A 26,273-nucleotide genomic window follows, 5' to 3' on the forward strand; every position below is an offset into this window, starting at 1 on the left:
GCCTTCCACCTCCGTCGTGGCCGGGTCATCCTCACCGATGGTGTCAGCATCCTGGGTGGTCAGGCTCGGTGCATCGAACGTCGTGTCCTCTGTGACAGTCACCGTCGGACCGTCATCATCAAACTGGAGCGTAATGGGATCGACATCGGTCTCCACATTGACATCGCCAATCGAAATACCACCGATATTCCAGCTGACGTTGGAACCTTCAGGCTCCCCGTTCTCGACGATGAAGCGGTTATGGCTTTCTTCGGTCTGGAAGGTAATGGTATCGTTGTTCTTGATGCCCTCGATAACTGCGGTGAATCCGTCATTCCCTAAACTCCAACTCCAGGAGGAAACACCCTCGACCCAAGACTCACCGTTGACTTTGACTTCGGTAATCTCAACTTTTTGATCGTCGTTATCTTCAATACCCGGAATAAAGGCTCCACCAGTTTCCTGTTCAGTCGTGTAGGTTGTAATAACAACCTTCGACTCGGCCTTCGGTGGGGTGAACTTTACCAGTGTCACTGAGGCTTCAGTTGCGGTCTGTAGCGAGTCGAAATCGATATTGCCATCATCCTTGGCTTCGGTCGAGGTCAGGTCCGGCACCAGGTAGTTCGAATTCATTCCCTTGACATAGGTGACCACCAAGGACTCACCGGGGTCAACGTTCTGGTTATTGGTACCAAGCGAGGTAGTGTTGGCCTGGCTGCTATTGACAGTATCGTCTACGGTGCGGCCAGTCACCACGATGGAGACAGCTTCATCTTCTTCTTCTGGAGTTTGTGGGAAGTTAGTAGGGTTGGTGAACGCCATAAAGGCGTTCTGTCCCGCGGGAGCACCGGCGAAGTCGAAGTCGATATCCTCCTGGGCGCTGACCTCCACATAGAGCCCGGCGAGCGTAAAGGCATCATCGTCACTTGTGGTGTCGCTATGCTCCACAGGCAGGTAGCTCAGGAGATAGACGTCGTAAGAGGTGCTGGAGGCACCCTCCACGATAACTGCGATAAAGGCAGTAACAGTACCTGAATCGGTCTGGATGGTACCGGTTAGCACAGTGCCGTCATCGCTGATGCTAAGTTCCACTTCCTTATATTCACCAGAATTAGGATCTTTAGCCTTCATTTTTGATTCATTATATTCATCTAGATTCACCACCCAGCCGATATCTGTCACCTCTTTCGAGGTATTTATCACACCCTCCTTCTTGGCAAGGTTTTCGGGCTCAGCGAAGTTATATCCAGGGAAAAGAGTTTCCCAATCCTCCTCAATAGGTATTTCATCCTTGCCATCGCTTTCTCCCTGAACGCCATCGGTCTCATCGATAATTATCGGATCCGTGATGATCCCCAGGAGCTCTTCATTCATGGTTGACATGACACTTCTCCCCTTGACCGCTCTTTCGCTATAAGTGCCTGGCCCGATGCCAGGCTGGTGACTCCCCGAAGGAAAGTGCACCTCCACTATCACGATAGCCCCGCCCCCGCTGGTGACATCCCCAGATTCCTGGCCTCGTGGGGGCGGTTTATTCCCTACACACGGCGTCAAGAAACCCATCCTGCCAGGCTGAGAAAAGCCGGTAGAAAACCGGCATCAGCAGGGGGGAGAAATTCATAGGGAGAGGATGAGATTCCTCATCCCCCTGACATGAGGCATCTCATGCTGCCAACGGCCGGACAAGCCAGCGCCGGGTCGATGGCGACCCGGCGCTGGCATGCGCAGAAGGCGTGGATCAGTGCGGCGTCAGGTAGCGCGGGAGTGGGTGGGGCTCCAACGGCGGGGGCGGACCCAGGTGGTTACGGGCCCAGTCGGCGGCCTGACAGCGGGTGTGTACGCCGATCTTCTTAAAGATGTTATAGAGGTGCGACTTCACGGTGTGCTCGCTGACGAAGAGATGGTCGGCGATACGTGCATTGGTGACCCCAAGGCTCAGCAAACCAAGGATCTCGATCTCGCGGTGGGTCAACCCGCAGCTTGGACGGTAGAGGTTCACCTGGCGATCGCGGTAGCGCTCCAACAGGCGCGCCATCAGCGAGCGCGAGAGCCAGGGCTGGCTCTTTCCCACGAGAGTTTCCACGCCCTTGCAGATCAGCTCCAGGCTATCTCGACGGTAGAAGACTCCCTGCAGGGAGAGCCCGGCGAGCAGGTCGGCGGCGTGTGCCTCGTCGCGGAGGTTGAAGGCGGCCAGCACCGCACCGGGCTGCCCCTCGGCCCGGCGCTCCCAGGCTTGCAGGTCGGCCTCGTCCAGGTGGTCGACATCCAGCAACAGCAAGACACTACCCGGCGAGCGCGGCGGGGAGTCCCCGGGTGCCTGGATATCGACCAGGCACCCCAACTGGCGGTGCAAGTAGTCGCCGAACAGCTGCGCCTGGGCGGTAAGCTCCGTCACCAGCAGGATCAGGGTGGTATCCGGTTCCAATTGACCTCCTTCCCGGCGGCAAGCAGGTTAGGTGCTGGAGAAAACGGCATGTTCACTCCTCCCGAATGGCCCGCGCCAGGATGTCCTGGACGGGCTTGGTGATGTAGCTGGCGAAGGTGCGCTCTCCGGTGTGGATCATCACCTCGGCGGGCATGCCGGCTAGCAGCTGCATCTGCTCGCTGACCTTGTCGCGCTCTTCGTCTCGCACGCGCAGGCGCACCCGGTAGAAGCGCACGCCCGTGGCCTCGTCCTGCTGACTGTCGGCACTGACGAAGATCACCTCCGCGGCGATGATATCGGTACTGCGCTGATTGAAGGCGGTAAAGCGAATCTCCGCGGACTGGCCGGGATGCAGGCGGTTGATGTCGCGATCGACCACCCGGGCCTCGACCAGGAAGCGGCCGTCGGCGGGCACGATATCCAGCAGCGTGTCGCCGGGGCGAACCACGTCGCCCACCGAGTGCACCCGACGCTCCACCACAATGCCCGCCACCGGGGCAGTAAGGGTGGTTCGCGCCATCTGGTCGGCCAGGGCGTTGATGCGCTCCTCGGCCTCGGTGACGCTGACCTGTGTCTGACGCAGCTCCTCCCCCAGATCGCGATAGAACTCCTGCTGGCGGATCTCGCGCTGCATGCGGCTCTCGCTGACCTGGGAACCCAGGCGGGCAATATCGGAGCGATAGCCGGCGACCTCGCGGGAGAGCTCGAGCAGATCACGCTCCACCTCGCGCAGCCGCTGATTGCTGACCATGCCCTTCCTGAACAGGCCGCGCAGGTCGTTGGCCTCGCCGCGCAGCGAAGCCAACTCCTGCTCCCCGAAGCGGACCATCTCCGCGAGACCTTCACTCTGCTGCTCGAGCTGGGTGGCCTGCTCGTCGAGGGCCTCGAGGGTGCCGCGCAGCGACGCTCGGCGCGCCTGGAACAGCGCCTGCTGCACGGCGAGCATCTCCTGTACCCGGACCAGGCCGCTGTCGAGCAGCTGGGCGGGGAAGGTGAGCGTCTCGTCGCCGCGCTGTTCGGCGAGAAGGCGCAGCTCGGTGGCTCTGCCCACCAGATACTGGGCGCGCACGATCTGCAACTGGGCGCGTACCCGGGTGTCATCGATCACCACGAGCGGCTGCCCGGCCTCCACGTGGTCACCATCCTCGACCAGGATCTCGCGCACGACGCCGCCCTCCAGGTGCTGGACCGAGCGGCGGAAGGACTCCACCGTCACATGACCGGGGGCGACCACAGCCACCGCCAGGCTGGCGGTGAAGGCCCAGCCGCTGAAACCACCCAGTGCCAGCAGCAGCACCAGCATGCCCAGGCGCTGGTAGCGGCGACTGTTGACCGGTACCTGCACCGAATACTCGCCCTCCAAGGTGGCGGGGCCGCTCGGTTCCGCGGCTAACCGGGGCACCCTGCCCGGCCCGTCGGAGGTATCAACCAGCCTGTTCATTGGCTTCCTCTCCCCTGGCCGGCGCCACCGGCTGGCCGGCGACCACCGTGGCCATCCGCGCCCGGGCCGCCTGGCCGTCGGCCTGGGCGGCGGTGGCCTTGCAGGCCAGGCTCGCGATCACCTCGGCGGTAGGTGCGAACAGCTGGATCTGCCCGTCACGCAGCATCAGCAACTTGTCCATGCCCTTGAGCAGGTGGGTGCGATGACTGATCACGAACAGTGTCACGCCCTCGCGCTTGAGCGTGGCGAGTGCCGCACGCAGGGCATATTCGCCACGATCGTCAAGGCTGGCATTGGGCTCGTCGAGCACCACCAGCACCGGATTGCCATAGAGCGCCCGGGCCAGGCCGATGCGCTGACGCTGGCCGCCGGAAAGCCCGGCCCCGCCGGGGCCGATCAGGGTGTCGTAGCCCTCGGGCAGGGCCAGCACCATCTCGTGCACCCCGGCCTTGCGCGCGGCGGCCACCACCGCCTGGGTATCCACCTCGCCGAAGCGGGCGATGTTCTCGGCCACGCTGCCCTCGAACAGTTCGATATCCTGGGGCAGGTAACCAACATGGGGGCCGAGCTCATCCCGGTTCCAGAGTGCGATATCGGCGCCGTCGAGGCGCGCCGTGCCGACGAGCGGCGGCCAGATACCCAGCAGTACCCGGGCCAGGCTCGACTTGCCCGCGGCACTGGGGCCGATGATGCCGATGTGTTCGCCTGGCGCTACCGCCAGCTGGATGCCGCGCAGCGTGGGGGTGCGGCTGCCGGGGGGTGCCGCGGCCACCCCCTCCACCACCATCTCGCCACGCGGGGCCGGTAGCGACATCCGCTCCTGGTCGTCGGGGATCTTTCTGAGCAGGGTGTCGAGGCGGTCATAGGCGCCCCGTGCCGAGACAACACTCTTCCAGGAGCCGATAACGCGGTCGATGGGGGCCAAGGCCCGCCCCATGATGATAGAGCCGGCGATCATCATGCCCGGGGTGAGTTCGCCACGCAGCACTAGCCAGGCGCCAAGGCCCAGGATCAGCGACTGGGCGAGCAGGCGCAGTACCTTGGAGAGGTTGCCAAGCGTACCGCTGCGGTCGTTGGCCTGGGACATGCCCGCCAGAAAACGATGATGGCGCAGTGACCAGCGCGCCATAATGTCCGGCAGCATGCCCATGGCATGCAATACCTCGGCATTGCGCAGGTTGGAGACGACCTGCTCGCGGGCCTTGATCTGCTCTCCCTGGGCCTCCGCCAGCAATGGCTGGGTGCTCTTCTCGCTGGCCACCGCCAACACCAGCAACATCAGCGCCGAGGCGGTGGCGAAGAGCCCCAGCCAGGGATGGAACAGGAACAGCACCGCCAGGAAGATCGGTACCCAGGGAGTATCGAACAGTGCCACCAGGCCGTTGCCGGAGAGAAATTGGCGCAGATTGGCAAGGTCGTCGAGGGGCTGGGATGAGCCGCTGCCCTCGCTGATCAGGCTACGGCGAAACATGGCGCGATAGAGTCGGCCGTTGAGCAGGGTGTCGAGCCGGTTACCGATGCGCACCAGAATCCGCGAACGAACGACTTCAAGTAGCCCCATGATGGCAAAGAGAAAGACCACGACCAGGGTCAGCATCAAGAGGGTGTCGGGACTCTGGGTCGAGAGGACCCGGTCGTAGACCTGGAGCATGTAGATGGCGGGCACCAGCATCAGCAAGTTGATGAACAGGCTGAAGAATCCCACCGAGGCGAAGGCTTCACGACATAGACGCACGGCCCGTTGCAGGTCCGTTCTTTCCCCTTTGGCATTCATTGGAGTTCACCGGGGCGAGGCTGGGCTCGAGTTGGGTGTGGCGTTTTGTGCCAGTAACGGGACAACTCATCTTAAGATAGCCTCGGCTCGACCAGTGCTCCAGATATTTTCACAATCGATATCCCACCCGTCTCCTTGATCGAGAAAGGGCCGGGATCACTCCCGGCCCTCTGACACCCTTACCAGTAAATCGCCTTATTCCTAGAAGAGTAAAACCAGGAGCCAGCTTTGTGGGCATTCAATACTAGTCAGCCTTGGCAACCCGTTGTTGCTCGACACCACCCCCGTGCATCTTGCGACGAAGCCAGTCGGAGATCACCGCGATCATGGCGTAGAAGCTCGGCACGAAGAAGCTGCCCAGCACGGCCACCGTGGCCATGCCCACCGCCACGGTAGTGCCGATATGGTGACTGCTGGTCGCACTTGCGCCGGTGGCCAGTGCCAGCGGCAGGGTGCCGAAGATGAACGCCAAGGAGGTCATCACGATGGGCCTGAAGCGAAGCTGGGCCGCCGTGATGGCCGCTTCGCGGATCGACTGGCCCTGCTCCTTGCGCTGCAGCTCGGCAAACTCGACGATCAGGATGGCGTTCTTGGCAGCCAGCCCCACCACGACCAGCATGCCGATCTCCACGTAGACGCTGGTGTCGAGCCCGCGCAGCACGATGCCGCCGATGCCACCCAGGAAGGCGAACGGCGTCGCGGTAAGGACGGCCAGCGGCAGCGACCAGCTTTCGTACTGGGCCGCCAGGATCAGGAAGACCATCAGCAGGCCGAAGACGATGGCCAGAGTGGCGGTACTGCCCATCTGGGTCTCCTGATAGGCGGTGCCGGTCCAGCCCATTCCCCAGTTTTCACCCAGGGTCTCCTGGACGATCTCCTCCATGGCGGCGACCGCCTGGCCGGAGCTGTAGCCCGGTGCCGGGCCGCCCTGGAACTGGGCCCCCAGGTAGACCCCGAAACGCGACACCACCGCCGGCTTGGCCTGACGCTCGAGCGTCACGAACTCCGAGAGCGGGATCCGCTCGCCGTTGCCGCCGCGCACATAGACGCTGGCGATGTCGTCCGGCGTCCTGCGAAATTCATCCTCGTTCTGGAGGTAGACCTGGAAGTTGCGGTTCTGGTAACTGAAGTAGTTGACGAAGCCGTTGCCGAAGGTATTCGACATGGTGGCATAGAGATCCGGCAGCGCCACGCCGTAGCTCAGAGCCTTCTGCTGGTCGATCTCGGCCCGGTAGCCCGGCACATTGACGTTGAAGGTGGTGAACACTCGCTGCAGCGCTGGATTCTCACCTGCCGCCTGCATCACCTGCATCGATGCCTGGAAAAGCTCCTGGGAAGAGACGCCCTCGAAGGATTGCAGGTAGCCGGTGAACCCCCCGGTGGTGGAGAGCCCCATGATCGGCGGCATGTTGAAGGCCATGGCCGAGCCGCCAGGGGTCTGGGCGCCAAGCTGCATGATCTGACCGACCAGCTCGCTGGCGGTCAGGTCGCGCTCGCTCCAGGGTTTCAGGTTGATGAACATCACGCCGCGGGCGGTGTTGACCGCGCTGGAGAGGATATCGTAGCCCGCCACAGCAGAGCTGTACTCGACGCCATCGATCTCCTCGATCTGGGTGCTCAGCTCGGCCATGTAGTCCTGGGTGCGTGCCAAGGAGGCGGAGTCCGGCAGCTGTATGCTGGCCAGCACGATGCCCTGGTCGGTCTCCGGCACCAGGGTCGAGGGGGTATTCTGGTAGAGCCACCAGGCCCCACCGATCACCAGGGCGGTGAGCAGCAGCGCCAGGCCCCAGAAGCGCACCAGCACCTTGACCACCCACATGTAGCCGGCGGTGATGGCGGCAAAGAGGCGATCGAAAAGGCGCAGCGGCGTATTGATGGCGCGCCGGAACCTGGTTTCGTTGCCGTTAATCGGCTTGTGCTTGATGAAGATCGCCGAGAGCGCCGGGGTGAAGGTCAGCGCCATCAGTGCCGAGAACGCCACCGAAATGGCCACCGTAAGCGCAAACTGCTGGTAGATCTGGCCGGTGAAACCGCCCAGGAAGGCCACGGGCACGAAGACGGCCGCCATGATCAATGACGTGGCGATGACCGGCCCCCCCACTTCCTTCATGGCGCGAACCGTGGCCTGGGTGACGCTGATCTCCTCGTCCTCGCTGAGCACCCGTTCGACGTTCTCCACCACCAGGATGGCGTCGTCCACCACGATGCCGATGGAGAGCACCAGGGCGAACAGCGTCAAGAGGTTGATGGAGAAGCCGAACACGAAGAAACCGGCGAAGGTGGCGAGTACCGAGACCGGTACCACCGACATGGCGATCACCGTGAAGCGCCAGTTCTGCAGGAAGATGAACAGGATGACGCCGACGATCAGGAAGGCCTCGATGAACACCTTGGTCACGGTGTTGACGGAGGCATCGATGAACAGGGTGGTGTCGTAGGGCACCACCTGCTCGAGTCCGGGCGGAAAACGCCCCTCCAGCTCGGCCATGGTCTCCTTGACCGCCGCGGCCGTTTCCAGGGCATTGGCCCCGGGCTGCTGGTTGATGATGATCGGCGACATGGGCGCGCCGTTCAGACGCGCATCCACACCGTAGAAGGAAGCACCGAGTTCGATGCGCGCCACGTCATTCAGGCGCAGCGCCGAGCCGTCAGGGTTGGTGCGCAGGAAGATCTCGCGAAAGTCATCGACATCGCTGAGCCGCCCCCCCGCCGTGATGGTATAGCTGAAGGCGCGCGGGTTGCTCTGGGGCGTCATCGCCAGGCTGCCCGCCGGCACCTCGGTGTTCTGTGCGCGTATGGCGGCGGCCACCTCGGTAGGTGTCAGGTCGTACTGGGCCAGCTTGTCGGGGTCCATCCAGATGCGCATGGCAAACTCGCCACCCCCGAGCACCTCGGCATTGCCGACGCCGGGTACCTGGCGCAGCTCGTCGAGAATGTTGAGGGTCGCGTAGTTCTGCATGTAGATGTTGTTGTAGTCGCCTTCGGGCGAGATCAGCGCCACCAGCATCAGGATCGAGCTCGACTGAAGCTCCACCGTCACGCCCTGGGCCTGAACCGCCTCGGGCAGCTGAGACAACGCCCCCTGAACGCGATTATTGACGTTGATGGTGTTGATGTCGCCTTCAGTACCGATGTTGAAGGCCACGTTCAGGCTCATGGTGCCGTTGTCGGCACTGGTCGAGGTCATGTAGAGCATGTCCTCGACGCCATTGATCGCCTCGGCCAGGGGAGCGGCCACCGTCTGGGCGACCGTCTCGGCATCGGCACCGGGGAACTGGGCCTGCACCGAGACCGTGGGCGGCACCACGCTGGGATACTGTTCGATGGGCAGCACCCTCATGCTCATCACCCCGATCAGCGTCAGGATGATCGCCAGCACCGAGGCGAAGATCGGCCGCTTGATGAAGAAGTTGGAGAAGTTCATTCTTCCTCATCCTCTGATGCTTCACCGTCGGCCGGTCCATCTTGCATGGCCGCCTGGGCCCCGGCCTTCTCTTCCGCGTTCTCTTCCGCCTGCTCCTGCTCTACCTGCTCGACGACCTCGCCGGCATTGCCCTCGAAGGGCTGGGGATCGATGGCCCTGCCCGGCTCGATGCCGGATGGGTCGCCAACCACCACTCGTTCGCCGACCTCCAGGCCGCCACGGATGATCTGCCAGGGACCGGCCACCTCGCCCAGCTCCACGGTTCGGGCCCGAGCCACGCTCTCCTCATCGAGCACGAACACCTGAGGCCCCATCAGCCCCTGGCCGATGGCGATCTCGGGGACCGCCAGCACGTCGAACCGTTTCAGCCCCTCGAGGCTGACGCGCGCGAACTGGCCCGGCAGCACACGCGCCTCGGGGTTGGCGAAGGTGGCGCTGGCCTGGACGGTACTGGTCCCCATGTCGACTCGCGAGCCGAGGAAATCGAGGCGTCCCTCAAGGGCAGACGCGTCGTCGCCCTCCATGCCCGGCACCTGCAGCACCGCGGTAATCGCCTCGACGGACGCTTCGCCGATCTGGCGACGCAGCTCGAAGGCGTCGCGCTGGGGCAGCTGGAAGCGAACCTCCAGAGGATCGAGTGGCGTGATGGTGGCGAGCTCCGTACCGGAACTCACCAGATTGCCGATGTTGACCTGGCTGAGGCTGATCATCCCGGACACGGGCGCGGTGACCTCGGCATAATCCAGGTCGATCTGCGCACTGGCCAGTGCCGCCTCCGCCTGGGCGACACCAGCCTGAGCGACGCCCAGTTCGGCCCGCGCCTGGTCGTACTGCTGGCGGCTCACCGAGTTCTGGCTCAGCAACCGCTCGAAACGCTGGGCGTCGCGCTGGGCCCGCGCCAGCTCGGCTCGGGCACTCTGCAGGTCGGCCTCGCGCTGGTTGACCGCGGCCTGATAGAGATCCGGCTCGATGGTGTAGAGCTTCTGCCCCTGCTCCACCAGCTGACCGGCCTCGAAGTGCCGCTGCTCGAGGAAGCCGGTGACACGGGCCACCAGGGTAACCTCATCGTCGCTGCGCAGCAGCGACGGGTAGGACTTCTCCAGGGGAATATCCTGACGGCTCATCTGCGTCACTTCCACCGGATGTGGCGGACTTTCCTGACCCCCAGCAGACTCAGACTGCTGGGGGTCGTCGTCCTGGCCACAGGCCGCCATCAACAGGCTCGCGGCCAGGACGAGCAGCGTCGTCCGGCCGTATCGGAAGAGTTTTGTCATGGTGTCATTCGTTCCCGTTGGCGTCGTCGAGGATGAACAAATCTTACATTCATTCAAGAATGAATGTAAATATTAGGCCGCTAAACATCATCCTCTGGGACGTGGCGGCTCCCCGATGTCCATGGCCCCGTCATGGCCATCGCTCTCTTCCGGTAGGGTGAAGGAGACACTGCCACCGTCCAGCCAGGCATTCACCTCCTCAACGGCCGATACATCCAGGGTGCCCGACTGCTGGCGCAGGCTGAGCAGGTTGATCACGTAGTCATAGCGGGCGCTGGCATGGTCGGCGACGGCGTTATAGAGGTTCTGCTCGGCGTTGAGCACATCGACGATATTGCGGGTGCCCACCTCGTAGCCGGCACGAGTGGCGTCCAGGGCACTCTGGTTGGAAACGATGGCCTGAGCGCGGGCCTCCACCGTGGAAACGTCGTTGCTGACCTGGGTGAAGCGCGAGCGAACCTGCTGGACGGTATCGCGGCGCTGATCCTCGAAGTCGTACTGGCTGGACTCCAGCTGGTAGGTGTTCTGGCGGATACTCGCCTGTGTGCGTCCGCCGGTATAGAGCGGCAGACTGGCGCGGAGGCCGACCTGACTGGTGGAGTTACGCCCTTCAACGCCGCTCCGGTCATCGTCGGCATAGTTGTAGTTGGCGAAGGCGTTGATCGTCGGCAGGCGCTGAGCACTGGCGATATCGACGCTGCTGCGCGAGACCTCGACGCCGGCCTCGCTGGCCAGGATAAGAGGATTGTTCTCGAGCGCCAGCTCGACCCAGTGGCTACGATCATCCGGGGTGGGCGGCTGAATGGGCAACTCCTCCCCTGGCGCATCGATACTGGCATAGCGCTTGCCGGTCAAACGCTCGAGGCCTTCAAAGCGCACCTGGAGATCACTCTCGGCGGCGATGCGCTCGGCACGCGATTGATCGAATCTCGCCTGGGCCTCCTCCACCTCGGTAATGGCAATCAGTCCTACCTCGAACTGTTCACGGGCCTGCTCCAGCTGCCGACCGATGGCCCGTTCCTGGGCGAGCCGCGCCTCCAGCACCTCGTAGGCCCGCAGAATCTCGAAATAAGCCGAGGAGACGTCGATCAGCACCCGCTGCTCAGTGGCGGCCAATTGGTAGGTCTGCTGATCGATCTGGCGCTCGGCCTGCTCGACTTCACGCGAATTGCGCGCGTCGAATAGCGCCTGGGTGGCTTCCAGCGTCAGGCCGGCGCTGTTGTAGTTGTCGTCGCCTCCCGCGCCTCCTGCCGAGAACCCGCCTGCCGGGGATTCATACTGACGGTTATGCGATACATTGGCCGACGCATTGACCTGGGGCAGCAGGTCAGCGCGCTGCACGTCTCGCCCCGCCTCGACGCTACTGGTCTGCGAGCGGGTCGAGGCCAGTTCGGCATTGTTCTCCAGGGCATCTCGGGTGATGGTCAACAGATCGGCCGCCTGCAGAGGTGCGGCGAAGGCCGATGCGATCATTGCCGGCAGCAGGGCACGACGAAGGGAGCGGTGACGGGTCATCGGGTCATCCTCGGTTTCTGGTCGGTCAGGCTTACATACATTGTCGCATGTTTCAGTGACTAGTCCACTGCTGAGCTTCCGGGAAAACAGGAATCTTTGCCGAAAGCCCGGGAAATTCCGCTATGCTGCGTGGCAGCATAGCCCAATGAGGGAGAACACCCATGGACGCTCTGGAATTCGTCAGGGTAAGGGAACTTGAGATCGCCGTACGCATCTGGCATCCCAAGGCCCCCCGCACCGTCATCGCCTGGCATGGCCTGGCTCGCCACGGTGGGGACTTCGCCGACTTCGCCCGGGTGCTAGGCCCCGGCTGGCGGGTCCTTGCCCCTGACACCCCGGGCCGCGGTCTCTCCAGCTGGTCGCTCTTCCCCGCCCAGGACTATCTCTACGCCCACTACATGAAAGTAGCAGTCGCGGTGCTCGATCACTTCGGCCTCGAGCAGGTGCCCTGGGTGGGCACCTCCATGGGCGGGCTGATCGGCATGCTGATGGCCGCCGAACCCGAGACGGCATCACGCATCGAACGGCTGGTGCTCAACGACGTAGGCCCGGAACTCAACCCCGATGGGCTGGCCGAACTGGCCACCTATTTCGGTGTGCCCCATCGGTTTCAACGCTTCAGCGAGCTCGAGGCCGAACTCAGGCAGCACTACAGGGGCTTCGGCATCGACAGCGACGACGCCTGGCGGCGCCTGGCACTCGACAGCGCGCGGCGGCTACCGGATGGCAGCTGGACCTACCACTACGATCCTCGCATCAGCGAGCAATTTGTCCACGACACCCCCCGCGACACCTGGGCCGACTGGTCAGCGATCCACTGCCCGTTGATGGTGGTTCGAGGCGAAGACTCACCGCTACTCCAGGCCGAGAGCGTGACCCGCATGGCCGAGGCACAGCCCGGCCTGGTCAGCCTCGAGGTGCCCGGCTGCGGACACGCCCCCATGCTCGACAGAGACAGCCAGGTCCGTCCCGTCGCCGACTTCCTCGACCGGCCCCGCCCCCGCATGCTGCCCGGTGGCGCTGGCGAGTCGCCGAGCTGGTGGCAGCGCGGTCTGCACTGGCTGAAAGCGCTCGGCAAGGGTTGAGCGAATGTCGAGGCACGCATGCTGATACCATCGGTCACCATGACTCGCCTGAGATGCCCTTGACCATGACCGAGCCCGGCCATATCGACCAGCAGGACGGCCGTCTGGCCATCGCCGGCGACTGGACTCTGGTGCACTACTCGACCCTGAAGCGCCAGGTCGAGCGTCTTGCAGGGTCCCGCGAGCCGTCTCACCAGGGGATCGACCTCGAGCGACTCGACGCCCTGGATACCGCCGGTGCGGTTCTGCTGATGGAGCTGGTGGGCCCAGCGGCGCTCGCCGCGATCGACGACTGGGCCTCCGACCTGCCGGCGACGCGTCGTGCCCTGCTGCGCACGCTGGGCGAGGCCATGGCCGACAACCAGCCGCCGACGGCGCGCCCTGCCCGGCCGCTGCGGGATACCCTCGCGCGGACCGGACAGATGGTCGAGGAACTCTGGCAGCAGCAGCGTCAGCTGCTCGGCTTCATCGGTCAGGTGCTCGCCACCCTGGCCGCCACCGCCTGGCGACCGGGCCGCTGGCGCATCACCTCGGTGGTGGCCCAGCTGCATCAGACGGGCCTCAACGCCTTGCCCATCGTCGCGCTACTGACCTTCCTGGTGGGTGCGGTAGTGGCCTTCCTCGGCGCCACGGTACTGCGCGACTTCGGCGCCACCATCTACACGGTCAACCTGGTGGCCTTCGCCTTCCTGCGCGAGTTTGGCGTACTGCTCGCCGCCATCCTGCTCGCCGGTCGTACCGCCAGCGCCTTCACGGCCCAGCTCGGTGCGATGAAGGCCAACGAAGAGCTCGACGCCGTGCGCACCCTGGGGCTCGACCCCATCGAGCTGCTGGTGCTGCCGCGGGTACTGGCGATGATGCTGACCCTGCCGATCCTCACCTTCGTGGGCATGCTCAGCGGCATCCTCGGCGGCGCCCTGGTGTGTCTGCTGGCCCTGGACATCTCCACGGCCCAGTTCCTGGCGATCCTCGAGCGCGATATCGCCGTCCAGCACTTTCTGGTGGGCATCGGCAAGGCACCGGTGTTCGCCTTTCTGGTCGCGGTGATCGGCTGCCTCGAGGGCTTCAAGGTCAGCGGCAGCGCTCAGTCGGTGGGCGAACACACCACCTCAAGCGTGGTGCAGTCGATCTTCGTGGTGATCCTCCTGGATGCGATCGCCGCGCTGTTCTGCATGGAGATGGGCTGGTGAGGGCGGCACAGGCATCGACCAGCGAAGCGCCGCTGATCCGCGTCCGCGGCCTGGAGAATCGCTTCGGGCAACATGTGGTCCATGAGGACCTCGAACTCGATCTCTACCCGGGCGAGATCCTCGGGGTCGTGGGGGGCTCGGGCACCGGCAAGTCGGTCCTGCTGCGCAGCATCGTCGGCCTCCTGCGACCCCGCGCCGGGCGCATCGAGGTGTTCGGCGAGGACCTCCAGAGCCTCTCCGCCGATGCCCGCTCCCGGCTGGAACGCCGCTTCGGCGTGCTCTTCCAGCGTGGTGCGCTGTTCACCTCGTTGAGCCTGCAGGAGAACGTCGCCCTGCCGCTGATCGAGCATGCCGGGCTCGCCCGGGCCGATGCCGAAGCCCTGGCCCGAGTCAAGCTGGCCCTGGCCGGCCTCCCCGGAGAGGCCGCGATCAAGTATCCCGCCGAGCTCTCCGGTGGCATGATCAAGCGAGCCGCCCTGGCCCGCGCCCTGGCGCTGGATCCCGAGGCACTGTTCCTGGACGAGCCGACGGCGGGGCTGGACCCGATCGGCGCGGCGGCCTTCGATCGCCTGATTCTCACCCTGCGTGACGCCCTGGGCCTGAGCGTCTTCCTGGTCACCCACGACCTTGACACCCTGTATACCGCCTGCGACCGAGTGGCCGTGCTGTCGCGCAAGCGTGTGCTGGTTGCCGACCGCCTCGACGTCGTCGCGGCCACCGATGATGACTGGATCCACGACTATTTCCATGGCCCGCGAGGCCGCGCCGCCCAGCGGGCGGCCAACCCGGTGGAGGACCCCTGACGATGGAACCCCGCGCCCACCATGTGCTGATCGGGCTGTTCACGGTAATCACCCTGGGCAGCGCCCTGCTGTTCGCCCTGTGGCTCGGCAAGTCCAGCGTCGACCGCGACTATTCCTGGTACGAGATACGCTTCAACCGTGCCGTCAGCGGGCTTTCAGAGGGCAATGCGGTGCAGTACAGCGGCATCGAGGTAGGTGATGTCGTCAGACTGCGCCTCGACCCCCGGGACCCACGCCAGGTGCGGGCGCTGGTGCGCGTCTACAGTGACGTCCCGATCAAGCAGGACACCCGCGCCAGCCTGGCGCTGGCCAACATCACGGGCACCATGAACATCCAGCTCTCCGGCGGCACCCCCGAGAGCGAACGCTTGACCGGCGGTCGCGACGATCCCCCGCTGATCCAGGCCGAACCATCGCCGCTGAGCTCGCTGCTCAACAACAGCGAGGAGCTCTTCGCCCAGGTGGACCGCCTGCTGACCAGTGCCAACCGGCTGCTCTCCGAGGAAAACGCCGAGAGCCTGACGCGAAGCCTGGGCAACCTGGAGATCCTATCCGAAGCGCTGGTCGATCAGCGCGCTGTGCTCGGCGAGTCCATGACCCGCTTCGGGCAGGCCAGCGCACAGCTCGAGGCCTCCCTTCAGAGTTTCAGTCGCCTGGGCGAGACGGCCAACGGCTTACTGGACGACGAGGGTCGTGCGACCCTGCGGAGTGCCCGACAAGCGATGCAATCGCTGGAATCCACCACCGCCCGTCTGGACCGGCTGACCGCCAGCCACGAAGGCTCCCTGGCCCGGGGCCTGCAGGGCGTGGGCGAGCTCGACCCGGCCATGCGCGAACTGCACGCCGCCCTGCGCGCCCTGAACCGGCTGGTGCGGCGCATCGAGGAAAATCCGGCCGATGCCTTGCTGGGCCGTGACGACATTCAGGAGTTCACCCCATGAGCCCGTTCCCCGCGCCACGACACGTCATGCCACTGCTGGCCATGCTGCTGAGCGTGCTGTTCGCGGGCTGCACCCTGCTCCCCGAGCAGGAACCGATACGCCTCTTCACGCTGCCCGACCCTTCCCTTTCGGCGTCCTCCGAAGCCACCCGTGAGCTGACCCTGCGGGTCGATACGCCCAGCGCCGGCTCCCCGCTGGATGGTCCGCGCCTGCTGGTCATGCCCTCTCCCGGGGAATTACAGGCCTATGCCGGGGCACGCTGGCGCGACGATGCCCCACTATTGCTGCGCGACCACCTGATCACGGCCTTTCGCCGCGACGGCCGCCTGGCTGCCGTGGTGGACGACGCCAGCCGGGCGCGCAGCGATACCACCCTGGCCAGCCACCTGGAGGCCTTCCATAGCCGCTATCGTGAGGGCGTCCCCGAGGTGGTGCTGGGCCTCGAGGTCCAGTTGCTCGACGAGGCCAGCCGCGAGATCCTGGCCAGCCGCCGCCTCGAGGCGGTGGTGACGAGCGATGATGCCAGCCTCGATGCCGTGGTCGCGGCCTTCGGTCGCGCCGCCGACCAGATCACACGCGAGCTGGTCGACTGGACCCTGGAGAGGATGGACCGCCCCTCACCCTGATCAGGTGCTTTCCAGCCGCGATACCATCCGTTCGACCGCGCCGCGATAGCCACCGCCGAACAGCAGCAGGTGATTGAGCAAGGGGTAGAGCTGGAACAGCGTCTCGCGCCGCGGCCAGTCGGTCGGAGCGCCGCCGTTCCAGTAGGCCTCGAAGAAGGCCGTCCTCGGCGAGCCGAACAGCGTCAGCATGGCGAGATCCACCTCCGGATAGTGGCGATAGACGGCCGGATCGATGATGGCTGGCCCACTCGGGGTGAAAAGCACATTGCCCGACCACAGATCGCCATGGATCAGGCTCGCCGGAGCATCCGGCAGCCAGGCTTCCAGATTGTGAGCGATGGCCTCCACCCGAGTACGCAGACGGCCATCCATCAGCCCGCGCGCCTGGCAGGCCTCGGCGAGCGGCAGCAGGCGCCGCTCGCGCTGAAAGGCGCGGCCGTCGGGCAACGGGGCATTGGACTGCGGCGTGCGCCCGCAGGCGTTGTCCCGCGGCCAGCCATGGGCATCACCGATCACTGCATGGAGCCGGCGCAGCCCCTCGCCGAGACTGACCTCGTCGCCGGGGGAGCGCCCCGGCGCCAATGCCTCCATCACCAGGTAGCCTCCTGCCTCGCCCAGCACCTCGGGTACGAGCAACTCGCTGCCGGCCTCGCGCAGCGCCCGCAGGCCATCGGCCTCACCGGCCAGCCGCTGGGGGTCGTCATGCTTGACCACCACCTCGCCCTGATCGGTCACCAGGCGGAAGACCTCGGCGATATCGCCACCACTCAGGGCCTGTGGCTCGCCCCGCGGCGTCAGCCCGGCAGCCGACAGCAGGGCCGCGAGGCTCTCGTCGATCGACATGTGGCAATGCTCCTTTGATTCGATCTCATGAGGGTCGCCAGTCCTGTCGGCAGTCTCAGAACAACCATGACAGAGAGAGGTCAATCGCATCCCGGCCGCAGCCGGCGCCAGCGACTGGAGCTGGGAGTCGTCGGGTAACCCCGCCCTCCGGCCAACCTAGTCGTCGTGACGCTCTGGCCGCGCCTCACGCTGCGTGCTCTGCCAGTCAGTCGGCGCGAAGAAAGGCGCCTCGGAAGGTGGGAGCAGTGGCTGGCCGAGGATCATGTCGGCAGCCTTCTCGGCAATCATGATGGTCGGCGCATTGATGTTGCCGTTGGTGACCGTGGGCATGATCGAGGAGTCCACCACCCGGAGGTTATGGAGGCCGTGCACCCGACATTGCGGATCAACCACGGACATGCTGTCCGTGCCCATCTTGCAGGTGCCACAGGGGTGATAGGCCGTCTCGGCGCTACCCGCCACCCAGTCGTCGATCTCGGCATCGCTCTGCACCGCAGGCCCCGGAGAGAGCTCCTCGCCACGGTAAGCATCGAAAGCCGGCTGGGCGAAGATCTCCCGGGTCAGCCGCAGGGCGTCACGATAGGCCTGACGGTCGGCTTCTTCCTGCAGATAGTTGAAGGTCAGTCGCGGAGCGGCTTCCGGGTCGGCGGAGGTGAGCTGGACGCGGCCGCGACTCAGTGGCTTGTTGGCCCCCAGATGAACCTGGTAGCCGTGCCCATCGGCAGCGCTCGAGCCATCATAAGCGATGGCCCCCGGCAAGAAGTGGTACTGCAGGTCAGGATACTTGAGACCGGCCCGACTGCGGATGTAGCCGTTGGATTCGAAGTGGTTGGTGGCCCCCAGCCCCTTCTTGAACAGCAGCCAGCGTGCTCCGATCAGCGCCTGCCCGACCGGGTTCAACCAGCCGTTGAGGGTGATCTTCTGAGAGCAGCGGTGCTGAACCCAGACCTCCAGGTGGTCCTGAAGGTTCTCGCCGACCCCGGGCAGGTTGTGCACCACCTCGATGCCGTGCTGGCGAAGCTGATCGGTCGGGCCGATCCCCGAGAGCATCAGCAGCTTGGGAGAGTTGAAGGCACTGGCGGAGAGAATCACCTCGCGCCGTGCCTTGACGCGCTGCACCCGCCCCTTCTGGCGATACTCCACACCCACCGCCTGCTGCCCTTCCATCAGGATGCGCGTGGTCAGCGCATGCATCTCCAGGCGCAGGTTGGATCGCGAGAGGGCCGGCTTCAGGTAGGCGTTGGCGGTGGAGCAGCGCACGCCATTCCGCACTGTCATGTCCATGCGGCAGAAGCCTTCCTGGCGATAGCCGTTGTAGTCATCACTCTCGCCGTAGCCGGCCTGGCGTCCCGCCTCGATGAAGGCGCGGTAGAGCGGGTTCTGCATGTTGTTGCCGTTGCACACGCCCAGGGGCCCACCGGTACCGCGGTACTCATCCTCGCCGTAGAGGCAGTCCTCGGCACGTCGGAAGTAGGGCAGCACCTCGGCATAGCCCCAGCCCTCGGCCCCCTGCTCGACCCATTCCGCATAGTCGCCGGCGCTCCCCCGCACATAGGCCATGCCGTTGATCGACGAAGAGCCGCCGATCACCTTGCCACGCGCCTGGTGGAGGCTACGCCCCTTGAGCCCTGGCTCCGGTTCGGTATGCAGGCCCCAGTCGAAACGCGGCTTGTTCATCGGAATCGAGAAGGCCGTCGGCATCTGGATAAACAGGGAGTTGTCCTTGCCGCCGAACTCCAGCACCAACACCTGGTTGTCGCCATCGGCGCTCAGCCGGTTGGCCAACACCGACCCGGCAGAGCCGGCACCGATAATGACAAAATCGACCTCACTATCGAAGGACGTCGCCATGCGTAATCTCCTCTTCCCGTAGCCGCCGGACGACCCCGCCCTGGCAGGGTCGTCCGGCATCATGGTATTGCTGCCGGGCATTTCCCGCTGCGAATGCAGGAACTGCAGGTGCTTCTCGTACTGATCCAGGACATCGCCGATCAGCTACTCGGTACTGTAGCCATAGACGTCATAGTCCTGCCCTCCTTCACGAATGTGCACTTCCATGCGGTAGTAGTGAGAGCCGGCATGGGCGTCGCGAATCGAGAAGGCAGGCATCGTGGTGAAATATCACGGTCCCTGGATTGCCGGCTCCACTCTGACGTTGGCCATGGCAATGATGACAATCGATAAAACACTACATTGTTGACTCGATGCTGCAACCATTGGCCATCACCAACAGCGGATCCGGCACCGATCGAACAAAAAAGGCCGCCCGGAGGCAGCCAAAAGGGGTAATCACGCAAGGAACAGAAGAATGACCCTCCGAGGAGGCAGGAATCACTCGGGCATCAGCACGCTATCGATGACATGGATGACGCCGTTACTGGCCTTGATGTCGGCCTGGACCACGGTGGCCTCGTCGATCATCACGCTGCCGTCCATGGTGGTAATGGTGATGTCCTGGCCCTGAACAGTGGTGGCACTGTCGGCGGCCATGGCGTCCTCGGCCATGATCATGCCGGGCACCACGTGGTAAGTCAGGATCGCTTCCAGCTGATCACGGTTCTCCTCTTCCAGCAGGGATTCGACAGTGCCTTCCGGAAGCGCGGCGAAGGCCTCATCGGTCGGGGCGAACACGGTGAAGGGGCCTTCTCCCTTGAGGGTCTCGACCAGGCCAGCCGCCTCGACCGCAGCCACGAGAGTCTCGAACTGACCCGCCGCCACGGCGGTGTCGACGATATCCTGCTTCATACCATGGTGATCGGCATGCACGGCGCCGGCCAGCATCAGGCCGGTGATGCCGGCACCAAGGGTCAAGGGAAGTGTACGAAGTGAAGTACGCATATTAGTTCTCTCCTGTCGGATCGCCGGTATTGACCGGACCGTCCATGATGGAAACCCGGTCGAGGCTCATTCACCTCGACCTATACAGACAATAGTCATTGTATAGGTTTTGGACAAGAAATATTCACTCCCGTACAAGAATTCTCCTCGGGCTTACGCGAGCCACCCTTCCTGTGGCACAACGGGAGGGACCCAAACCGGACAAGCCAGAGGAGAGCGACCATGTACAAGTTGGCCTTTTTCGTGCCCAAAGATGATGCCGAGGCGGTCAAGGAAGCCGTCTTCGCCACCGGGGCGGGGCGCATCGGCGACTACGAGGCCTGCTGCTTCCAGACCCCGGGCACCGGACAGTTTCGGCCTCTGGAAGGCGCCGACCCGCACATCGGGCGGGTCGGCGACCTGGAGCAGGTCGAGGAGCTGAAGGTGGAGCTGGTCTGCACGGACGAGCTGATCCAGACGGCAGTCGCCGCCTTGAAACTCGCCCATCCCTACGAGGAGCCCGCGTATGACGCCTGGCGACTGGAAGACCTGTGATCGCCCCAATCGATATAGCGCCGGATCGCTGCCCGCGGCCCACCGGCCTCGATGATCCCCAGCCAGGCGGCGAAGGCCATCCGCAGACTATGAAACTCGGCCAGGTCGTGGAACACCTCCCGGATTCCCAGAAAGGCCCGGGGCGACCTGGCGGCCTCCCGCGCCCCCGCCCTCAGGCGTGACGCCAGCGGGTCATCGAGCGACGGCAGCCCGGGGGTGTCATCGGCCACGCGGCAATAGTGGCACCACAGCGCCAGCTCGAGGGCCAGGCCCGCCATGGGGAGGCCACGACCGAGGGCGTCGCGCAGCGCCGGCAGAATGAACTTGGGCTGTCGCGTCGAGCCGTTGGCACACAGCCGCGAGACGGTATCGCCGATCTCGGGGTTGCGGAGACGTTCGACGATCCTCTTCCGGTACGCGTTGTAGTCCAGCCCTTCTACCGGCCGTAGCACGGGGAGGATCTCGCGGGCCTGGAGCGCATCCAGCCAGTCATGGATATCCGGGTCGCCCATGGCGGCGTGCACCTGTTGGTAGCCCAGCAGAGCCGCGACATAGGCGATGCTGGCGTGGCCGGCGTTGAGGAGGCGCAGCTTCATCGTCTCATGGCCCGAGACCTCGTCGACAAACTCGACGCCGACGCGCTCCAGCGGCGGGCGACCGGCGCAGAAGCGATCCTCCACCACCCACTGGCGAAAGGACTCGCACACCACCGGGGCGGCATCCTCGATGCCGAAGCGGCGGCTGACCAACTCGCGCTCGCAGGCGGTGGTGCGCGGCGTGATGCAATCCACCATGGCGCTGGGGAAGCTCACCTCGCGCCGGATCCAGGCGGCAAGATCGCCATCGATATGCTCGGCGAGGCCGACCACGACGCTGCGCGTCACCACGCCGTTACCGGGCAGGTTGTCGCAGGAGAGCACCGTGAAGGGTCCAAGCCCCCTGGCCCGACGCTCGGCCAGCGCCTTGACCAGCATGCCGAAGAGGGTGCCGGGGCGCCGCGGGTCGGCCGCGTCGGCCAGGATCCGCGGATGGGCCGCGTCGAACCGGCCGGTGGCGGGATCGATGAAGTAGCCCCCTTCGGTGATGGTCAACGAAACGATGCGCACACCGGGGTCGACCAGGGCCTTGACGATGGCCGCAGAGGCCACGGGCACGAAATCGATCATAGCGCCCACCACCCGCGCCGAGCTCCCCTCGGGGTGGAGGTCGACCACCGTGGAGAGCCAATCCTGGGAGCTCAGGCGTCGGCGCGTCCGCGCATCGGCTGGCATCACGCCGGCGCCGATGACCGCCCAGTCGTGGGCCTCGCCCTGCGTGAAGAGACGGTCCAGATAGGTCGCCATGTGCGAGCGGTGGAAGTTGCCCAGGCCGATATGCAGAATCCCGGGGCGCAGCCGGCGACGGTCATAGGCCGGCACCCCGACATCCTGGCCGAGGGCGGCAAGGGTCTGCTGCGAGAGTGGCAGCGCCATGGAATCTCCTCCTGGCCTTGCAGCGGGCCTGACAACGGCGGTCGCTGACATTTTCCGCGCATCAGGCCGACGGCACACCCATCCTCGACGCTCGCCCTTGCATGATCACCCCAGCCGCTCGGCAAGGCGCGCCTCCAGGGTGCGCTGGTCCTCGTCGAAGCGGCGGATGCCCTCGGCCAGCTTGTCGTTGGCCATGGCGTCCTGGTTGTGACCCCAGCGGAAGCCCGGTTCGTCGAGCGGCGCGGGGCGCTCGCCGGCGGCGGGGATCTCGACGGCTCGGGCAACTTCGCCAGTCTCGGCCGCCAGTTCCTCGAGCAGCGCCGGCGAGATGGTCAGCCGCGGGCAGCCGGCCAGCGCCAGCACCTGGCCGAGGGTACGAAAGCTCGCCCCCATCACCACGGTGTCGTAGCCGCCGCGGCCGACCCGCTCGCAGACGCCCTGCACGAAACGCACACCCGGGTCCTCCTCCGGGGCATAGTCGCGGCCGCTTTGCTGCTTGTACCAGTCGGTGACCCGACCGACGAAAGGCGAGACCAGGAAAATGCCCGCGTCAAAGCAGGCCTGGGCCTGGGCATCGCTGAACAGCAGGGTCAGGTTGCACTGGATACCTTCCTTTTCCAGGCGCTCCGCGGCGCGGATGCCCTCCCAGGTGGAGGCGAGCTTGATCAGCACGCGATCGCGACCCAGGCCGCGCCGGTCGTAGAGATCGATCAGCTCATGGGCCTTGCGGATGCTGGCCTCCTCGTCGAAGGAGAGCCTTGCGGCCACCTCGGTGGAGACCCGCCCCGGGATATGCTTGGCGATTTCCGCCCCCTTGGCCACGGCGAGGCGATCAACGGCGTGCTCGACCCGCGCCTGCCGGTCCTGGCATTCGCCCTGGACGGCGGCAAGCTCTTCGTCGATCAGCGTCTGGTAACCCGGCATGTCGAAGGCCTTGAGCAGCAGCGAGGGGTTGGTGGTGGCATCGTGGGGCCGGTAGCGCTTGATGGCGTCCAGGTCGCCGGTATCGGCGACCACCAGGGAGTGGGTCTTCAGGCTGTCGAGTCGGGTCGTCATGGGAAACTCCTCTCTTGTTGTGCAATGAAACATGCGATTCGATCAGGGGATGGCGTGACGAGCGGACAGGGCACGGCGGTAACGGGCGTAGACCTCGCGGTAGGCCGCGACATTGGCCGGGACGGGCTCGGCCCGCGAGGCCTCGTCGAGGTGCACCAGGCGTGCGCAGAGGTCGGAAAGCTCGCCACCCCCGGACTGGGACCCATGACACCAGGCCGCCTGGAGCGCGGCGCCCAGGGCCGCGGCGTCGGCAATCTCGGGGCAGACCACCCGGCTGCCGGTGACGTCGGCGACGATCTGCCGCCACACCGGGCTGCGCGAGCCACCGCCGATCAGGCGGATCTCCTGCACCCCCTCGGCCAGGTCGCCGAACTGGTCGAGACCGTAGCGCAGGCCCAGGGTGGCGCCCTCCACCACCGCCCGGCAGAGGTTGGCCTGGGTCGTGTTGACACTCGTCAGGCCGTCGAGGCTGGCGGTGGCCTCGGGCAGCATGGGCACCCGCTCGCCGTTGAAGAAGGGCAGCAGGGTGACTCCCTCGGCGCCGATCGGCGCGGCAGCCAGCCGCTCGCCGAAGGTGGCGAGATCCAGGCCGAAGAGCTCACGCAGGCGCGAGGTCGCCGAGGTCACGTTCATGGTGCAGACCAGCGGCAACCAGCCACCGGTGCTGGAACAGAAGTTGGCCACCATGGCGCTGTCCGGCACCACCGGCGCCGGGGAATAGGCGCAGATGGTACCCGAGGTGCCGAGGCTCAGGGTTACCAGGCCCGGGCGGATGTTGCCGGTGCCGATGGCGCCGAGCATATTGTCGCCTCCCCCACTGGAAACCAATACGCCCTCGCCCAGCCCCAGCTCGCGGGCCACCTCGGGACGCAGGGTGCCGGCCGGTTCATGGGCCTCGATCAGCCGCGGCAGCACCCGCTCGGCGTCGAGCTCCGGGGCGATCTCGGCCAGGACGTCGTGGTGCCAGCGTCGGCTGCGGGTATCGAAGTAGCCGGTCCCGGAGGCATCGCCGGCCTCGGCCACCCGCTCGCCGGTGAGCCAGAAATTGAGGTAGTCGTGGGGCAGCAGCAGGGTGGCGATACGCGCATAGGCCTCGGGGTGCTTGTCGCGCAGCCAGGCGATCTTGGAGGCGGTGTAGCCGGTCTGCAGCACCAGGCCCAGCTTGTCGAGGCAGCCCGCCTCGCCACCCAGGCGCTGGATCAGGTCGGCGTTCCAGGGCGCCGTCTCGGTATCGCACCACAGCTTGGCCGGATGTACCGGTTCGCCGCGTCCGTCCAGTGCCACCAGGCCATGCTGCTGACCGGAGACACCGATGCCGCGGATCGCCCGGGGGTCGATGCCGGCCGTCGCCAGCACCTCGCCAAGCGCGCCGCGTAAAGCGAGGAGCCACTCGCCGGGATCCTGCTCGCGGCGTCCGCCCTCCCCCTCGTCCAGGCGGTGCGGCCGGCTCGCCTCGCCGAGAATGCGTTCACCCTCGACATCGACCACCACCACCTTGGTGCTCTGGGTGCCGCAGTCCACGCCGATGTACATCAGGCCTCTCCTCGTGACGTTGCCAGTGCTTCCAGTGTGGCACGCGCACCGCTTTCGTGAAGCGAGGCCAGGGCCCAGAGGTAGGCCTCGCGGAATCGCGGTTCCTCGGCCAGATCGCCGAACAGCTCTCGGTTCTCGATAAAGGCCGTGGGCCGAGTGTGGTTCTCGGCGGCGAGGGCCATCAGCTCGTCCCGCAGGCGATCCACCACCTCGATGGGCGCGCCCTGCTCGTCGACGCCCTCGGCGTAGCGCGCCCAACTGGCCACCACCGCGGCACTGCGGTGCATCTCGCCGCCACGGTCGATCTGCTCGCGGATCACCGGCACCAGCCACTTGGGGATGCGGTCCGAGCTCTCGGCGCAGAGCCGTGCCAGGGTGTCCCTTACCTCGGGGTTGGCAAAGCGCTCGATCAGGGTCCGGCGGTAGTCCTCCAGGTCGATGCCCGGGACCGGGTCCAGGGTCGGCGAGCCTTCGCGGCGCATGTAGTCGAGCAGGAAGTCGACGAACAGCGGGTCCCGGCACACCTCGTGGGCGTAGCGGTAGCCGGCGAGATAGCCGAAATAGGTCAGCGCCTGGTGGCTGGCATTGAGCAGGCGCAGCTTCATCAGCTCGTAGGGCACCACGTCGTCCACCAGCTGCACGCCTACGGCCTCCAGGGGCGGCCGGCCGGCGACGAAGTGATCCTCCAGCACCCACTGGGTGAAGGGCTCGCAGACCACCGGCCAGGCGTCCTCGACGTCGAATCGCTCACGCAACTCGGCGATGTCGGACTCGGCGGTCACCGGGGTGATGCGATCGACCATGGCATTGGGGAAGGCCACCGAGGCCTCGATCCACTCGGCGAGCGCCGGGTCCCGCGCCCGGGCGTAGGCGGTGAAGGTCTCCTTGGCCACGTCGCCGTTGCCCTGGATATTGTCGCAGGACATCAGGGTGAAGGGGGCGACGCCGTGCTCGCGGCGACGCGCCAGACCCTCGACGATCAGCCCGAAGGTGGTGTGCGGTGCCTCGGGGTGCGCCAGGTCGTGGCGGATGTCGGGGTTTTGCAGGTCGAACGCCCCGCTCACCGGATGGAAGTTGTAGCCCCCCTCGGTGACGGTCAGCGAGACGATGCGGATCGCCGGGTCGGCGAGGCGCTCCACCACTGCCGCCGGGTCGTCGGGGGCGAAGAGGTAGTCGACCATGCTGCCGATGACCCGCGGCTCGCGGCGGCCATCGGGATGCTTGACCACCAGGGTGTAGAGGTAATCCTGGGCGGCCAGGGCGTCGCGCATGCGGCGATCGCCGGGCATCACGCCGACGCCGACGATGCCCCAGTCCAGGGCCTCGCCGCGATTCATCAGCGCATCGAGATACATGGCCTGATGGGCGCGATGGAAGCCGCCGACGCCGAAGTGGACGATGCCAGCGGTGATGGCCCGGCGGTCCCGGCCTGGCGTGGGGACCTCGGCGGGGAGCCTGGCGAGATTGTCGTTGTTGAGTCGGATCATGCGGGGTCTCCTGCCGAGTCGTGCTCGGCGCAA

The 26,273-nt window shown here is 65.5% G+C and carries 20 protein-coding genes; 6 read left to right on the forward strand and 14 right to left on the reverse strand.

All coding sequences use genetic code 11. The features are described 5' to 3' along the window. The 7 genes from HALO32_RS18015 to HALO32_RS15720 all read right to left on the reverse strand — a co-directional run. A partial coding sequence (locus tag HALO32_RS18015; protein WP_192576533.1) for a hypothetical protein occupies positions 1–1,362 on the reverse strand: 1,362 nt, incomplete at its 3' end. 355 nt (positions 1,363–1,717) lie between these two features. Beyond that, a complete protein-coding gene (locus HALO32_RS15695) occupies positions 1,718–2,404 on the reverse strand; it encodes a LuxR C-terminal-related transcriptional regulator (RefSeq protein ID WP_151444835.1) in 687 nt (228 codons plus the stop codon). Positions 2,405–2,456: 52 nt separating this feature from the next. Continuing rightward, entirely contained in the window at positions 2,457–3,845 is a 1,389-nt protein-coding gene (locus HALO32_RS15700) for an HlyD family type I secretion periplasmic adaptor subunit (RefSeq protein WP_151444836.1), read from the reverse strand. After that, on the reverse strand, positions 3,829–5,619 hold the full coding sequence (locus tag HALO32_RS15705) for a type I secretion system permease/ATPase (protein ID WP_151444837.1): 1,791 nt from the start codon (positions 5,617–5,619) through the stop codon (positions 3,829–3,831). The genes HALO32_RS15700 and HALO32_RS15705 overlap by 17 nt, the downstream gene beginning before the upstream one ends. A gap of 244 nt (positions 5,620–5,863) precedes the next feature. Beyond that, complete coding sequence (locus HALO32_RS15710) at positions 5,864–9,043, reverse strand: efflux RND transporter permease subunit (RefSeq protein ID WP_151444838.1); 3,180 nt, start codon at positions 9,041–9,043, stop codon at positions 5,864–5,866. Further along, positions 9,040–10,317, reverse strand: coding sequence for an efflux RND transporter periplasmic adaptor subunit (locus HALO32_RS15715; RefSeq protein ID WP_151444839.1), 1,278 nt, complete (start codon positions 10,315–10,317; stop codon positions 9,040–9,042). The genes HALO32_RS15710 and HALO32_RS15715 overlap by 4 nt, the downstream gene beginning before the upstream one ends. 87 nt (positions 10,318–10,404) lie before the next feature. Further along, positions 10,405–11,832: a TolC family outer membrane protein gene (locus HALO32_RS15720; RefSeq protein WP_151444840.1), complete on the reverse strand. Its 1,428-nt coding sequence runs from the start codon at positions 11,830–11,832 to the stop codon at positions 10,405–10,407. Between the two features lie 161 nt (positions 11,833–11,993). Here HALO32_RS15720 and HALO32_RS15725 point away from each other — a divergent pair, with 161 nt between their 5' ends. The 5 genes from HALO32_RS15725 to HALO32_RS15745 are packed head-to-tail and all read left to right on the forward strand — an operon-like array spanning position 11,994 to position 16,477. Beyond that, the gene (locus HALO32_RS15725) at positions 11,994–12,917 is read left to right on the forward strand and encodes an alpha/beta fold hydrolase (RefSeq protein ID WP_151444841.1); all 924 of its coding nucleotides are present in this window, start codon (positions 11,994–11,996) and stop codon (positions 12,915–12,917) included. A 53-nt stretch (positions 12,918–12,970) separates the two neighbouring features. After that, complete coding sequence (locus HALO32_RS15730; RefSeq protein ID WP_151444842.1) at positions 12,971–14,107, forward strand: ABC transporter permease; 1,137 nt, start codon at positions 12,971–12,973, stop codon at positions 14,105–14,107. Next, on the forward strand, positions 14,104–14,910 hold the full coding sequence (locus HALO32_RS15735) for an ABC transporter ATP-binding protein (RefSeq protein ID WP_267902500.1): 807 nt from the start codon (positions 14,104–14,106) through the stop codon (positions 14,908–14,910). The genes HALO32_RS15730 and HALO32_RS15735 overlap by 4 nt, the downstream gene beginning before the upstream one ends. Before the next feature lie 2 nt (positions 14,911–14,912). Then, complete coding sequence (locus HALO32_RS15740) at positions 14,913–15,851, forward strand: MlaD family protein (protein ID WP_151444843.1); 939 nt, start codon at positions 14,913–14,915, stop codon at positions 15,849–15,851. After that, positions 15,848–16,477: an ABC-type transport auxiliary lipoprotein family protein gene (locus HALO32_RS15745; protein WP_151444844.1), complete on the forward strand. Its 630-nt coding sequence runs from the start codon at positions 15,848–15,850 to the stop codon at positions 16,475–16,477. The genes HALO32_RS15740 and HALO32_RS15745 overlap by 4 nt, the downstream gene beginning before the upstream one ends. Here the strand turns inward: HALO32_RS15745 and HALO32_RS15750 are convergent, their stop codons facing one another. From HALO32_RS15750 to HALO32_RS15760, 3 genes are all read right to left on the reverse strand, one after another. Beyond that, positions 16,478–17,314, reverse strand: coding sequence for a fructosamine kinase family protein (locus tag HALO32_RS15750; protein ID WP_151444885.1), 837 nt, complete (start codon positions 17,312–17,314; stop codon positions 16,478–16,480). A 162-nt stretch (positions 17,315–17,476) separates the two neighbouring features. Further along, a complete protein-coding gene (gene betA, locus HALO32_RS15755; protein ID WP_151444845.1) occupies positions 17,477–19,171 on the reverse strand; it encodes a choline dehydrogenase in 1,695 nt (564 codons plus the stop codon). Positions 19,172–19,651: 480 nt separating this feature from the next. Continuing rightward, positions 19,652–20,158, reverse strand: coding sequence for a fasciclin domain-containing protein (locus tag HALO32_RS15760; RefSeq protein ID WP_151444846.1), 507 nt, complete (start codon positions 20,156–20,158; stop codon positions 19,652–19,654). Between the two features lie 222 nt (positions 20,159–20,380). Here HALO32_RS15760 and HALO32_RS15765 point away from each other — a divergent pair, with 222 nt between their 5' ends. Beyond that, positions 20,381–20,692, forward strand: a complete 312-nt coding sequence (locus HALO32_RS15765; RefSeq protein ID WP_151444847.1) for a Nif3-like dinuclear metal center hexameric protein — start codon at positions 20,381–20,383, stop codon at positions 20,690–20,692. On the opposite strand, the gene HALO32_RS15770 is transcribed toward HALO32_RS15765, so the two are convergent. The 4 genes from HALO32_RS15770 to HALO32_RS15785 form a co-directional block, all read right to left on the reverse strand. After that, positions 20,647–22,164 (reverse strand): mannitol dehydrogenase family protein, encoded by a 1,518-nt coding sequence (locus HALO32_RS15770; RefSeq protein WP_151444848.1) that lies wholly within the window; start codon positions 22,162–22,164, stop codon positions 20,647–20,649. The two genes, HALO32_RS15765 and HALO32_RS15770, sit on opposite strands and share 46 nt — an antisense overlap. A gap of 105 nt (positions 22,165–22,269) precedes the next feature. Then, positions 22,270–23,220, reverse strand: a complete 951-nt coding sequence (tal, locus tag HALO32_RS15775) for a transaldolase (RefSeq protein WP_151444849.1) — start codon at positions 23,218–23,220, stop codon at positions 22,270–22,272. Between the two features lie 42 nt (positions 23,221–23,262). Beyond that, the gene (gene xylB, locus HALO32_RS15780) at positions 23,263–24,753 is read right to left on the reverse strand and encodes a xylulokinase (protein ID WP_151444850.1); all 1,491 of its coding nucleotides are present in this window, start codon (positions 24,751–24,753) and stop codon (positions 23,263–23,265) included. Continuing rightward, on the reverse strand, positions 24,753–26,240 hold the full coding sequence (locus HALO32_RS15785; RefSeq protein WP_151444851.1) for a mannitol dehydrogenase family protein: 1,488 nt from the start codon (positions 26,238–26,240) through the stop codon (positions 24,753–24,755). The genes xylB and HALO32_RS15785 overlap by 1 nt, the downstream gene beginning before the upstream one ends. Positions 26,241–26,273: the final 33 nt, after the last annotated feature.

It is taken from the genome of Halomonas lysinitropha (genome assembly GCF_902500215.1).
In the GTDB taxonomy this organism is placed as follows: domain Bacteria; phylum Pseudomonadota; class Gammaproteobacteria; order Pseudomonadales; family Halomonadaceae; genus Halomonas; species Halomonas lysinitropha.

What these genes read in the sequence shown, in the direction of transcription:
- tal (WP_151444849.1), bottom strand. Translation starts at nt 23,220, where the DNA reads ATGACGACCCGACTCGACAGCCTGAAGACCCACTCCCTGGTGGTCGCC.
- HALO32_RS15740 (WP_151444843.1), top strand. Translation starts at nt 14,913, where the DNA reads ATGGAACCCCGCGCCCACCATGTGCTGATCGGGCTGTTCACGGTAATC.
- HALO32_RS15720 (WP_151444840.1), bottom strand. Translation starts at nt 11,832, where the DNA reads ATGACCCGTCACCGCTCCCTTCGTCGTGCCCTGCTGCCGGCAATGATC.
- HALO32_RS15765 (WP_151444847.1), top strand. Translation starts at nt 20,381, where the DNA reads ATGTACAAGTTGGCCTTTTTCGTGCCCAAAGATGATGCCGAGGCGGTC.
- HALO32_RS15700 (WP_151444836.1), bottom strand. Translation starts at nt 3,845, where the DNA reads ATGAACAGGCTGGTTGATACCTCCGACGGGCCGGGCAGGGTGCCCCGG.
- xylB (WP_151444850.1), bottom strand. Translation starts at nt 24,753, where the DNA reads ATGTACATCGGCGTGGACTGCGGCACCCAGAGCACCAAGGTGGTGGTG.
- HALO32_RS15770 (WP_151444848.1), bottom strand. Translation starts at nt 22,164, where the DNA reads ATGGCGCTGCCACTCTCGCAGCAGACCCTTGCCGCCCTCGGCCAGGAT.
- HALO32_RS15725 (WP_151444841.1), top strand. Translation starts at nt 11,994, where the DNA reads ATGGACGCTCTGGAATTCGTCAGGGTAAGGGAACTTGAGATCGCCGTA.
- HALO32_RS15785 (WP_151444851.1), bottom strand. Translation starts at nt 26,240, where the DNA reads ATGATCCGACTCAACAACGACAATCTCGCCAGGCTCCCCGCCGAGGTC.
- HALO32_RS15730 (WP_151444842.1), top strand. Translation starts at nt 12,971, where the DNA reads ATGCCCTTGACCATGACCGAGCCCGGCCATATCGACCAGCAGGACGGC.
- HALO32_RS15760 (WP_151444846.1), bottom strand. Translation starts at nt 20,158, where the DNA reads ATGCGTACTTCACTTCGTACACTTCCCTTGACCCTTGGTGCCGGCATC.
- HALO32_RS15705 (WP_151444837.1), bottom strand. Translation starts at nt 5,619, where the DNA reads ATGAATGCCAAAGGGGAAAGAACGGACCTGCAACGGGCCGTGCGTCTA.
- HALO32_RS15715 (WP_151444839.1), bottom strand. Translation starts at nt 10,317, where the DNA reads ATGACAAAACTCTTCCGATACGGCCGGACGACGCTGCTCGTCCTGGCC.
- betA (WP_151444845.1), bottom strand. Translation starts at nt 19,171, where the DNA reads ATGGCGACGTCCTTCGATAGTGAGGTCGATTTTGTCATTATCGGTGCC.
- HALO32_RS15745 (WP_151444844.1), top strand. Translation starts at nt 15,848, where the DNA reads ATGAGCCCGTTCCCCGCGCCACGACACGTCATGCCACTGCTGGCCATG.
- HALO32_RS15710 (WP_151444838.1), bottom strand. Translation starts at nt 9,043, where the DNA reads ATGAACTTCTCCAACTTCTTCATCAAGCGGCCGATCTTCGCCTCGGTG.